Source organism: Sulfoacidibacillus thermotolerans, assembly GCF_003144315.1.
Lineage (GTDB): Bacteria > Bacillota > Bacilli > Alicyclobacillales > SLC66 > Sulfoacidibacillus > Sulfoacidibacillus thermotolerans.
On sequence record NZ_MPDK01000007.1, the window covers coordinates 82,873 to 94,513 of the forward strand.

Annotated in this window: 13 protein-coding genes; all 13 read left to right on the top strand. The window is 47.2% G+C overall.

What is annotated here, in order from left to right:
* Positions 1–111: 111 nt before the first annotated feature.
* Complete coding sequence (locus BM613_RS06015) at positions 112–513, top strand: response regulator (RefSeq protein WP_425450690.1); 402 nt, start codon at positions 112–114, stop codon at positions 511–513.
* Complete coding sequence (kal, locus tag BM613_RS06020) at positions 473–922, top strand: 3-aminobutyryl-CoA ammonia lyase (protein ID WP_109430258.1); 450 nt, start codon at positions 473–475, stop codon at positions 920–922. Before BM613_RS06015 ends, kal begins: the two co-directional genes overlap by 41 nt.
* Positions 923–927: 5 nt before the next feature.
* A complete protein-coding gene (kce, locus tag BM613_RS06025; protein WP_109430259.1) occupies positions 928–1,749 on the top strand; it encodes a 3-keto-5-aminohexanoate cleavage enzyme in 822 nt (273 codons plus the stop codon).
* A gap of 51 nt (positions 1,750–1,800) precedes the next feature.
* Entirely contained in the window at positions 1,801–2,655 is an 855-nt protein-coding gene (fba, locus tag BM613_RS06030) for a class II fructose-1,6-bisphosphate aldolase (RefSeq protein WP_425450691.1), read from the top strand.
* 72 nt (positions 2,656–2,727) lie between these two features.
* Complete coding sequence (locus BM613_RS06035) at positions 2,728–3,390, top strand: beta/alpha barrel domain-containing protein (protein ID WP_109430261.1); 663 nt, start codon at positions 2,728–2,730, stop codon at positions 3,388–3,390.
* A gap of 121 nt (positions 3,391–3,511) precedes the next feature.
* Positions 3,512–4,747, top strand: a complete 1,236-nt coding sequence (locus tag BM613_RS06040) for an LL-diaminopimelate aminotransferase (RefSeq protein ID WP_109430262.1) — start codon at positions 3,512–3,514, stop codon at positions 4,745–4,747.
* A 30-nt stretch (positions 4,748–4,777) separates the two neighbouring features.
* The gene (gene glpX / locus BM613_RS06045; RefSeq protein ID WP_109430263.1) at positions 4,778–5,743 is read left to right on the top strand and encodes a class II fructose-bisphosphatase; all 966 of its coding nucleotides are present in this window, start codon (positions 4,778–4,780) and stop codon (positions 5,741–5,743) included.
* A gap of 115 nt (positions 5,744–5,858) precedes the next feature.
* Positions 5,859–7,184, top strand: a complete 1,326-nt coding sequence (gene rho / locus BM613_RS06050; RefSeq protein WP_109430264.1) for a transcription termination factor Rho — start codon at positions 5,859–5,861, stop codon at positions 7,182–7,184.
* A gap of 9 nt (positions 7,185–7,193) precedes the next feature.
* A complete protein-coding gene (locus BM613_RS06055; protein ID WP_109430265.1) occupies positions 7,194–8,447 on the top strand; it encodes a radical SAM family protein in 1,254 nt (417 codons plus the stop codon).
* A 74-nt stretch (positions 8,448–8,521) separates the two neighbouring features.
* On the top strand, positions 8,522–8,719 hold the full coding sequence (rpmE, locus tag BM613_RS06060; RefSeq protein WP_109430266.1) for a 50S ribosomal protein L31: 198 nt from the start codon (positions 8,522–8,524) through the stop codon (positions 8,717–8,719).
* Between the two features lie 155 nt (positions 8,720–8,874).
* Positions 8,875–9,951: a peptide chain release factor 1 gene (gene prfA / locus BM613_RS06065; protein WP_109430267.1), complete on the top strand. Its 1,077-nt coding sequence runs from the start codon at positions 8,875–8,877 to the stop codon at positions 9,949–9,951.
* The gene (gene prmC / locus BM613_RS06070) at positions 9,948–10,841 is read left to right on the top strand and encodes a peptide chain release factor N(5)-glutamine methyltransferase (RefSeq protein ID WP_109430268.1); all 894 of its coding nucleotides are present in this window, start codon (positions 9,948–9,950) and stop codon (positions 10,839–10,841) included. Before prfA ends, prmC begins: the two co-directional genes overlap by 4 nt.
* A 100-nt stretch (positions 10,842–10,941) precedes the next feature.
* The gene (spoIIR, locus tag BM613_RS06075; RefSeq protein WP_181362918.1) at positions 10,942–11,622 is read left to right on the top strand and encodes a stage II sporulation protein R; all 681 of its coding nucleotides are present in this window, start codon (positions 10,942–10,944) and stop codon (positions 11,620–11,622) included.
* Positions 11,623–11,641 lie beyond the last annotated feature (19 nt).

The following is an 11,641-nucleotide window of genomic DNA, read 5'->3' on the forward strand; positions in this document are numbered from 1 at the left end:
ATGTCGAATATAGACAAAGTTGACTACGATTCGCTTGTCAAAACACATGGCGCTGAGCTTCAGAAGTGTGTTGCGAAGATTCATGCGCTAGACAAGGAGTGACAAGTGACGATGAAAATTTTAGTCGTCGATGATCAATTCGGCATTCGACTGTTGTTGCAGGAAGTGCTCAGCCGGGACGGATATGAAGTGTACTGTGCGGAAAATGGCACGCAGGCGCTCTCCGTCTTGGCGCGCGAGCAGCTGCAGCTGGTGCTGTTAGACATGAAGATTCCAGGAATGAACGGAATTGAGATTTTAACGAATATCCGCAAGCTAGATCCACGTTTAAAGGTGATTATGATGACAGCTTACGGAGAATTGGATTTAGTTAAAGAAGCCGCTGCGCTCAATGCCATAGGACATTTTGCTAAGCCATTTGACATTGACGAGATGCGGCGGTATATCGCACAATTGATCGGGGTGCCTGGAAATGACGGAAACGTCCAATCTGCAGGAGTACAGTTCTATTAGTCAAGCGCTCAATCAACAAGAGTATGTGATTCTTCGCACACGTATGGCGTCTGCTGATGCACATTATGCGGGAAACTTGGTGGATGGCGCAAAAATGTTGCAATTATTTGGCGATGTTGCGACGGAATTGCTAATTCGCCATGATGGGGATGAAGGATTATTTGTCGCTTATGATCGCGTTGAATTTAAAGCGCCCGTATTTGGCGGTGACTATGTCGAAGTGTATGGTCGGATCGTAGATGTTGGAAAAACCTCGCGGAAGATGGAATTTTATGCGTTCAAGGTCATTCGCGCGGCGATTGATCCCGCAAATCCTTCAGCGGCGCAAGTGCTGAGTCCTCCAGAGCTTGTTACATTTGCATCGGGGACATGCGTTGTGCCTAAGGAAAAGCAACGCATAGTGAGGTGAGAGACATGCAAAAACTAGTGATTACTGCAGCCGTCAATGGAGCAGAGGTAATGCGGGAGCAAACACCCTATGTACCCATTACCCCCGAGGAGATCGCGAGTGCAGCAGTTGAGGCAGCAGCAGCGGGTGCTTCGATTGTACACGTTCATGCGAGGCGTCCGGATGGGAGTCCTACACAAGATAAAGCAGTGTATCGAGAAATTATTGAGCGCATCAGAGAGCAAAGTTCTGTGATCGTCCAAGTTTCAACGGGCGGAGCAGTGGGCATGACAGCGGATGAACGCGGTGACGTCATTTCACTTGCGCCTGAGATGGCAACGCTTTCAACAGGGACTGTGAATTTTGGTGAAGGGGTTTTTTACAATTCGCCAGATTTAATTGCAGATTTTGCGGCGCGAATGAAAAAATACGGTGTTCGTCCAGAAATTGAAGTGTTCGATATCGGAATGATCGCTAATGCACAAAACCTGGTGAAAAAGGGGTTGCTGAGTGAACCCCTGCATTTCGATCTTGTACTGGGAGTTCCTGGGGCGATACCGGGTGAGATCGCGCATCTTATGCATATGATTGCGACACTTCCGCAAGGAAGTACATGGACAGCGGCTGGAGTAGGCCGCGCCCAATTGCCAATTACGACAGCAGCGATCTTGCTAGGTGGACATGTTCGTGTAGGGCTTGAAGATAATATTTATTATACAAAAGGTCGTTTAGCTGAATCGAGCGCCCAGTTGGTTGCACGAGTCGTGCGAATTGCGCAAGAACTCGGTCGAGAGCTGGCAACACCTGATGAAGCGCGTCAAATAGTTGGGATTTCGTCACGCGCGTGATATGATGTACCTAGTTAACACATATTGAATGTAAGGATGGGGGAGATTCTTTTGCCTTTTGGTTCATTTAAGGCGGCTTTAGAAGATGGCTTTAAAAATGGATATGCAGTGGGACAGTTTAATATTAACAATTTAGAGTGGACGCAAGCGATTGTGGAGGTAGCGAACGAAGAGAATTCACCTGTGATTCTTGGTGCTTCTGAAGGCGCAATCAAGTATATGGGAATTGAATATGTCGGCGCCATCGCTAAGGCGGCTGCAGATATGTCAAAGGTTCCGATTATTCTTCATCTTGATCATGGAAGTAGCTACGATATGATTTTAAAATGTATCCGCTATGGATTTACCTCTGTTATGATTGATGGATCACATTATCCTTTGGAAGAAAATATTGCACTCACGAAAAAGGTTGTCGAAGCTTGTCATCCACTGGGCATTCATGTCGAAGGCGAACTCGGTCGCATTGGCGGTGTTGAAGACGATTTGACGGTAGATGCGCGGGAGGCGGCACTTGTACGTCCTGAGGAGGCAGAGCGCTTTGTAAAGGAAACGGGCGTAGATGCATTTGCACCGGCAATTGGTTCTCAACATGGTCATTATAAAGGCAAACCGAATTTAGCGTTTGATCGTTTAGAAAAAGTGCGTGATCTGACGGGGATTCCGCTCGTTTTGCATGGCGGTACCGGAATTCCAGACGAAGATATCCGACATGCGATCAGTCTTGGTGTTGCGAAGATCAATGTCAATACCGAGAATCAATCCGCCTTTACGAATGTCATTCGAGAGATTTTTGACCGTGATAAAGAAGTCTATGACCCCCGCAAATACCTCGGGCCAGGACGAGCAGCGATTAAAGATGCGGTAAGGGCAAAAATTCGTCTGTTTGGCAGTGCGGGTCGCGCTTGATTGGTTAGACGAGATTGTTCTGGTTTTTGGATTCGGTGATGAGCGCCAGACGAAGGGAGTGAAGGGAAACCAGTGCGGTTTTACTTGGAGACTGCGCGTTTTTCTGAGGCACAACGGGCTTTGGCGCTCGGATTTGTTACGGGCATTTACATTGTGCGCAATGCGGTGGAGATGAAAGGAAGGGACTACAATGATTTAGTTGGGGAGATCTCGAAACTGTCTCTTCCTTGGCTAGGCGTTGAACTTGATGCATTAGATCGCGAAGGGATCATTACAGAAATACGCGAATTGCTACAGGTTGCGCCTGGATCATCCTTCCATCTGTTTACCCCTCTTACGCTCCAGACACTTCAAGCGTTGCATTCAGTGATCAGCCAATCACTCTTTTCAGAAGTGAATGTTGGTTTTCAGTATATTTGTTCGCTCACACAGTTGCTACTTGCAGTTCGGGCTGGCGCAAAAGAAGTTTTACTTGATGCGCGTACATTGAGGGAAGTCGGTATTGCTCTCCCGAATTTGCTATCCCAGATGAAGCGTTCGCTTATATCACATGGGCTCTCTTGTCAACTACTAGTTTATGGGGTTCAGGATGTACTTGAAGTGGAGCAATTGGCTTTAGCAGATGCAGACGGTGTCATTGGCTCATGGGATCTTTTGCAGGGACTTGCCTACCATCCATATACAGATGTAAGTATCCAACGTATTTTGGTACAGCGCGGAAAGACGACCTCGTAACCTCGTAACATGATTGCTCGTTGCCCCTCTCTTAGTACTAACCTCAGAATATGAGCTTCCTTTCATGTAACTCAGAAATTGGTCATGAAGATGTGTAACAAGATTAAGGAGTGGAAATTTCATGGATAGTTATATTCAAAATCTCTTTGCAGAGCGCATTGGCGGCTCAGCGTTTGGGAAAGAAACGGTAATCTATAAATTCGAGAAAATTAAGCGCGCAAAAGCAGCTGCACTTGCTGCTCATCCAGAAGTTCCTATGATCGACATGGGGGTTGGTGAACCGGATGAACGAGCAGATGACGGCATTGTTGATGTGTTGGCGCGAGAAGCGCGTAAACGGGAAAATAGGTTTTATTCAGATAATGGGATCGCCGAATTTAATGAAGCGGCTGCCAAGTATCTAGCACGTGTTTACGGGGTTGTGGGTATGGATCCCGTAAAAGAAATCAATCATGCGATTGGATCAAAGCCAGCGTTGGCGATGATACCAAGTGCATTGATCAACCCGGGTGACGTCACGATTATGCCTGTTCCAAATTATCCGGTTCTTGGAACACACACAAAGTGGCTAGGTGGCGAAGTATATACACTACCTCTTACACCTGAAAATCATTTCCTTCCTGATCTCTCCGCTATCCCTGTAGAGATTCGCAAAAGGGCGAAACTTCTCTATCTGAACTATCCTAACAATCCAACAGGCGCAACAGCAACTCGTGCATTCTTTGAACAAGTAGTGGAATTCGCAAGGGAAAATCAGATTGTTGTGGTTCATGATGCTGCATACTCTGCTTTAACATTTGATGGGGAACAACCATTAGCTTTTCTTTCCGTTCCTGGGGCAAAAGAAGTGGGAATTGAACTTTTCTCCCTATCCAAAGCGTTCAATATGACAGGATGGCGCATTGCATTTGTGGCGGGAAATGAGTTGCTCGTTAAGGCGTTTGCGACAGTAAAAGACAACAACGATTCAGGGCAATTCCGCGCGATTCAAAAAGCAGCTATATACGGGTTAGAACATCCAGAGATCACAGAGAAGATTGCTCAGAAATACTCCCGACGCCATACCCAACTAGTTGCAGCATTGCGTGAGCTAGGATTCGATGCAAAGAAACCGGGAGGATCCTTCTTTCTCTATACGAAAGCACCCAAAGGAATCAAAGGAGGTCCGCGTTTTTCTACAGCTGAGGAGTTCTCGCAGTTTTTGATTACAGAAAAGCAAATCTCGACCGTACCGTGGGATGATGCGGGTGCATTTGTGCGTTGGAGTGTCACATTTGAAGCAGATTCAGAACAAGCGGAACAAGAAGTGATTGCAGAAATCAAACGGCGTTTATCGAGTCTAGAATTTGAGTTTTAGTGGAGTTGTACAAACAAAGGTGGGGATTGTATGGATCGCGAACTCGCGCTGGAATTTACACGTGTAACAGAAGCGGCTGCATTAGCAGCCGCAAAATGGATGGGAACTGGAAAGAAGATGGAAGCTGATAATGCAGCAACTACTGCAATGCGCAAGGTGTTCGATACGATTGCGATTGACGGGACCGTGGTGATTGGTGAAGGGGAAATGGATGAAGCGCCCATGCTGTACATTGGTGAAAAATTGGGGCACGGGACAGATCCTGTAGACGTTGCAGTCGACCCGTTAGAAGGGACAAACATCGTCGCGAAGGGACTTTGGAATGCGATGGCCGTCGTCGCAGTTGCGCCTCAAGGGACTCTCCTGCATGCTCCTGATATGTATATGGAGAAACTCGCGGTAGGACCTGCAGCGAAAGGGTTAGTCGACATCGAAGCGCCAGTTGAGCATAACTTGCGTGTGGTCGCGAGAGCGCTTGGAAAATCACTGGAGGATGTGGTTGCGATTTTGCTCGATCGCCCGCGCCATGCAGAGTTGATCGAGCGTATTCGTAAAACGGGCGTACGCATAAAGTTAATTACAGATGGGGATGTCGCTGCAGCGCTAAATACAGCGTTTCCAGAAGTGGGAGTCGACATTATGTTTGGGACGGGCGGGGCGCCCGAAGGGGTGCTTGCGGCTGCAGCATTAAAATGTTTAGGTGGGGAATTTCAAGGTCGATTAGTCGCGCAAAATGAAGAGGAGCACAGGCGGTGTCTGGAAATGGGATTACAAGATCCAAGTGCTGTTCTGCGCATGGAAGACCTTGTAAAAGGTGAGGATGCCATATTTGCTGCGACAGGTGTGACTGATGGAGAATTGCTGCGCGGTGTACGCTTTTTAGGAGGTGATCAAGCCACCACGCATTCTCTTGTGATGCGCGCAAGCAGTGGAACTGTGCGATTTATCGAAGCGCGCCATCGCTTAGGAAAGAAACCGAATCTCGTGATGGTTTAGACAGCAGAGTCAAATCTTCATAACTAGTTGCTAGAAACTTGCATAAAGTGAAGAAAGAGCGGCAAACCTCTTAGTATGTGCAATAACATTCTGAATACAGTGAGGGTAGGTTCCATTGCAAATTAAGGAGCTAGAAACAAAAAAGCTCGCCGAACTCTATAAATTGGCGAAGGAATTTCAGATTCCCTATTACGCCACTATGAAAAAGAAGGAACTCATTTTTGCAGTGTTGCGAGCGCAAGCGGAAAAAGATGGCCTCCTTTTTGCAGAAGGTGTACTCGATATCATGTCGGATGGATATGGATTTTTACGTCCAATCGGCTATCTCCCAAGTGCTGAAGACATCTATGTGGCAGCTTCGCAAATTCGTCGTTTTGATTTGCGGGCAGGTGATCTCGTTTCAGGCAAGGTGCGTCCTCCTAAAGAGAATGAGCGTTATTTTGGACTTCTACAAGTGGAGGCTGTAAATGGTACGAATCCTGAAACGGCGGCGGAACGTCCACATTTTCCTGCATTGACACCACTATTTCCCCAACAAAAGTTGAAATTAGAAACATCACCCGAGAAGTTTGCGACGCGGATGATGGATCTACTTGCGCCAGTTGGACTTGGGCAACGCGGGTTAATTGTAGCGCCACCTAAAGCTGGGAAGACCCTATTACTCAAAGAGATTGCAAATAGTATTTCGACAAATATGCCCAATGCGGATCTATTTGTCTTGCTTATTGATGAGCGACCTGAAGAAGTAACGGATATGCAGCGCTCTGTCCGTGGGGAAGTGGTTGCGTCGACATTTGACGAAGTGCCGGAAAATCATATCAAAGTAACTGAACTCGTCCTGGAACGAGCAATGCGCTTGGTCGAACATAAACGCGATGTAATCATTCTGATGGATAGTCTCACGCGTTTGACGCGCGCCTACAATCTCGTCATTCCGCCGAGTGGACGAACTTTGTCTGGAGGGATCGATCCAGCTGCTTTTCACCGGCCGAAACGGTTTTTTGGCGCAGCGCGCAATATTGAAGAAGGTGGGAGTCTCACGATACTTGCAACCGCGTTGATTGATACAGGTTCACGGATGGATGATGTCATTTACGAAGAGTTTAAAGGGACTGGTAATTTAGAGTTGCATTTGGATCGCCGCCTCGCTGAGAAACGCATTTTCCCCGCTATCGATATTCGCCGCTCCGGAACGCGCAGAGAAGAACTTCTCTTGACCAAAGAGGAATTAGAAAAAATTTGGGCCTTGAGAAAATCATTAGGCGACAATAACGAATTCACAGAAATCTTCTTGCGACGCTTTACGCATACGAAAACGAATGCGGAATTTTTAGCAACACTGGAGAGTCCGCGAGAAACCAAGGAAGCACGGGATAACACGCGCGATGGGAATCATCGGGATCATCGGGACCGCGATCATCGACAAGCGAGTGTTAAGTAGGTGAGTTTCGTGTATATGGTCTACGCGAATAAAAACGGTGAACTGTTTGATGACCGTTCACTTCGTGCTGTGGGTCGAACGGGGAGAGCAGTAACAGAAGTGGATGATCGCGAATGGATCCCGCTTCCTGAAGGCGCGACGATGGTTTCTCTTCCAGGAACACGAGCGCTCGGCCTTGATGCAGCAGGGAAACTCAAGGCACTTCCTGAATCTGCGGTGGCGGTCGGCGCACTTTTACCTCAAGGCTATACGCGTCTTCTATTGCCCGCCTATTTCAAACCGATCGGAACAGAGCCGTTTCCACTATTCGGGTATACGGCAGTCGGGTTCAAAAAGGGGCGCTTCTATGTTGCAGCTACGCAGAGTGACGATCCCCGTCCGTGGAATCCGACACAATACAAAGAGAACGAAGTGCATAAAAAAGTACAGCAGATGGTGCTTAATCATCCGGATAATCGCTTGTATCAACACCTGCAAACTTGTGCAGTGGAATATGAGTGTGTCACATCACGCAATACTTTTTTTGGTCGTCTAGAAGGGGCGATTCCTGTGTCCCCTACTTGTAATGCAGGGTGTCTCGGATGTATCAGTGAGCAACCGGATGCAGCAGGGTTTCCATCTCCCCAGATCCGCATGACGATACGCCCAACGGTTGAGGAAATGGTAGATTTGATGGTGACACATCTGCGCGCTGCAGGTCCAAAAGGTGTGATTTCTTTTGGACAAGGATGTGAGGGGGAGCCATCCTTGCGTGGACGCGAAATTGCACTAGCAATTCGCAAAACGCGAGAGCAAGTAACCTTTGGTGCGATCAATATCAATACGAATGCCGGATTAACAGCGAACATTCAGCAGATCGTCGATGCTGGACTCGATCTCATGCGAATCTCGACAATTAGTGCATTACAAGATCACTACAATGCGTACTATCAGCCGCGTGGCTATACGGTAACAGACGTGGCTGCTTCTGCGCGCTATGCATCAGAACGCGGAGTCATTGTCTCACTCAATTATTTGGTTTTCCCTGGGATCTCTGATCAACCGCAAGAGATTGAAGCGATGATACATTTTATAAACCAAAATGGCATCAAACTTGTTCAACTGCGCAATTTGAATATTGATCCGGATTATTATTTGGAGCGTATTCCTTCACGAACAGAAGAACCGATTGGCATGTTAGCAATGATTGAAGCATTCAAGCAAGAATGCAAGGGATTGAAAATCGGTAGTTACACACATACGCCTGACTGGTATCTCATATGATAGCACTTGTAGTTAGGGGAACAACGTGGTAATATGTAAATTATCGTGTTCTTCGCAGTAGGAGGTGAATAACCATGAAACCAGGGATTCATCCGGAATATAAAAAAGTGATGGTGACCTGCGCCTGTGGCGAGCAATTTGAGACAGGTTCAGTAAAAGGAAATCTGCGCGTGGAAGTATGCTCGAAATGTCATCCATTTTTCACGGGTAAACAAAAGTTTATTGATGCCGGTGGACGTGTGGATCGTTTTAAGAAAAAATATGGAATGTAATTGGCCTCTAGTTTATGATATAGGCGGTACTGCACGACTTTGCGGTACCGTCTTTGTGTGTACAGGTTTTGCAATACGAATGAAGAAGAATGCAAAAAAGCGCGCTATGCATACATTGTATAGCCATAGTAGATAACTTTTAGGGGTGAATCAGCGTGTTTCATCGTTTGCAGGCGGTTGAAGAGCGCTACGATCAGTTAAGCGCCCTTTTGTCCGATCCTGAAGTGATCAGCGATGTCGATAAACTGCGTTCCTATGCGAAAGAACAGTCAGATTTAGAAGATACTGTTCAGGCTTATCGAGAGTATAAAAAAGTCTCATCACAACTTCAGGATGCCAAGGAAATGCTAAATGAAAAACTCGATGAGGAAATGCGAGAGCTTGTAAAGCAAGAGTTAGCGGAACTGACGCAACAAAAGGAAAAACTGGAGCATGATTTAATGGTCTTGTTACTTCCAAAAGATAAAAATGATGATAAAAACGTCATTGTGGAAATTCGCGGCGCTGCGGGTGGAGAGGAAGCTGCATTATTTGCAGGAGACCTGTTTCGCATGTATAGTCGTTTTGCTGACCGCAAGGGTTGGAAAATTGATGTGATCGATGTCAATGAGACAGATATTGGCGGTATTAAAGAAGCGATCTTTAGTGTGCAGGGCAAAGGAGCGTACAGTTTACTAAAATATGAGAGTGGTGCACATCGCGTGCAGCGAGTTCCAGCTACTGAATCAGGTGGACGCATTCACACCTCAACGGCGACTGTTGCTGTTTTGCCTGAAGTCGAGGAAGTTGAAGTGGAAATTAATGAAAAGGACTTGCGGATTGATACTTTTTGCTCGACAGGTCCAGGGGGACAAAGCGTCAACACAACCCAATCGGCAGTTCGAATTACACACTTACCAACAGGAATTGTCGTTTCCTGTCAAGATGAAAAATCTCAGCTTAAAAATCGCGATAAGGCGATGCGTGTACTCAGAGCGAGGCTTTATGAAAAGTACCAGCAAGAGCAACAACAGGAGTATGCCGAGCAGCGCAAATCAGCTGTAGGGACGGGCGATCGCAGTGAGCGAATTCGCACATATAACTTTCCGCAAAGTCGCGTTACAGACCATCGGATTGGATTAACCTTGCATCGTTTAGAAAGTGTACTGGCAGGGGATCTCGATGAGATTATCCATGCACTTGTGACCGCAGAACAGGCACAGAAGCTTCAAGCGGCAAGTGGTGACGAATGACGCTTCAAGAACTGCTGAAAAATGCGGAGCAAACGCTGCGTGTGGCCGGAGTTGAGGTTCCTGAACGGACTGCGCGTTGGCTCTGGCAAGCTGTATCGGGCATGGGGACAGCTGAACAACTCGTGCATGCCAAAGATCCTGTACCTGCTGCGATCAGGGAAACGTATTGGCAATGGGTACAGCGTCGTGCGAACCGCGAACCGCTTCAATATGTGTTAGGCGAGACGGAATTTTGCGGCTTGCCTTTTTTTGTTGATCGAAGGGTGCTTATTCCACGGCCAGAGACAGAGCAACTTGTGGATTTGGCGATGCAACTCATAACAACACGCATTGCAAAGAAAAATGAAGTCACTGTTGTGGACGTAGGGACGGGTTCAGGCGCTGTGATTGTTGCGCTTGCAAAGTTTCTTCAAGGAAGTGCCATTCCTCTGCGGTTTTTGGCGACAGATATTTCACAAGACGCCCTCGATGTGGCAATACAAAATGCAAAACGACATCAGGTAGATTCAAGTATTCAATTTGTGAAAGGGGAGTACTTGAATGGAGTGATGTTTGCAGCCCATAGCATCGATGTCATCGTCTCGAATCCGCCGTATATTCCAGTCGGCACTCCTCTACAACCAGAAGTTGAAGAGTGGGAACCGCATATTGCACTCTATGCAGAGCAGCAAGGCCTTGCCTGTTATCGGGGGCTTGCTCAGGCGGCGCAACAATATGTAGCGGAGGATGGCTGTCTAGCCGTTGAGCTAGGTGTCGGGCAAGCGGATGCCGTACAACAGATCTTTCGAGCGGCAGATCCATCCTTTGTGCTTCACGTAGTCAGTGACTTTCGCGGGATTGATCGTTTTGTAATTGCAGATCGCGGAAGTGGACTCTGTGAAATCTCTTAATTTCCTGTAACATTTTAGAAGATGTTTAAGAAGTTCATAGTCTGACCATACTGCCTCTTAGAACTCATCGATCGTGAGAACTCAAGGAGGCAGTATGCGTATGAAAACATGGATCGTCATACTCATCTTTCTAGCAGGATTATTCGGCATTCTCAATGGGTTCCAAGTCACAGGGATTGGGAAGGCCCACGCGTTTGTTGGACCTGATCCCAATGTGATTCCGCAAGATGCTTTGCGTTTTCGTGTCATCGCAAATAGCAACAGTCCCTGGGACCAAAATTTAAAACGAGACATTCGCAATCGCGTGATTGCTTTCATTGGTGAAAAAATGGCGCATGTGACGTCTGTATCACAAGCGCAAATCGTACTGCAACACTCTGTGCCTGAAGTTGAAGCGATTGCCATAGCAATGTTAAAAAAATACCATGCACCTTATGGTGCAACGACGACATTTGGCTTCGCTCATTTCCCGACAAAGCTTTACGGGGATAAGGTGTATCCAGCAGGGACATATAAGGCATTGCGCATCACATTAGGGAAAGGTGCGGGGCAAAACTGGTGGTGTGTATTGTTTCCTCCTCTGTGTTTTGTTGCGTTGAGTGATGGAGACGCAGTGGCGGCAACAGCTGCTTTTCCCGATTATCCTCCGCTTGCTGTGCGCTACATAAAAAACCCGGATGGGAAAGGCCGCATTCCCGTCGCCTTACGACTTGCTGTGGTAGACTATGGAGAAGAACTGCTAAAGGTTATTCGTGCGGATTTTGCACATTTGACACTCTAGGGAGCACGCGGAAAGGACG

Coding starts and splice junctions, on each gene's coding strand:
- BM613_RS06015 (WP_425450690.1), top strand. CDS start 112: ATGAAAATTTTAGTCGTCGATGATCAATTCGGCATTCGACTGTTGTTG.
- kal (WP_109430258.1), top strand. CDS start 473: ATGACGGAAACGTCCAATCTGCAGGAGTACAGTTCTATTAGTCAAGCG.
- kce (WP_109430259.1), top strand. CDS start 928: ATGCAAAAACTAGTGATTACTGCAGCCGTCAATGGAGCAGAGGTAATG.
- BM613_RS06040 (WP_109430262.1), top strand. CDS start 3,512: ATGGATAGTTATATTCAAAATCTCTTTGCAGAGCGCATTGGCGGCTCA.
- glpX (WP_109430263.1), top strand. CDS start 4,778: ATGGATCGCGAACTCGCGCTGGAATTTACACGTGTAACAGAAGCGGCT.
- rpmE (WP_109430266.1), top strand. CDS start 8,522: ATGAAACCAGGGATTCATCCGGAATATAAAAAAGTGATGGTGACCTGC.
- prmC (WP_109430268.1), top strand. CDS start 9,948: ATGACGCTTCAAGAACTGCTGAAAAATGCGGAGCAAACGCTGCGTGTG.
- spoIIR (WP_181362918.1), top strand. CDS start 10,942: ATGAAAACATGGATCGTCATACTCATCTTTCTAGCAGGATTATTCGGC.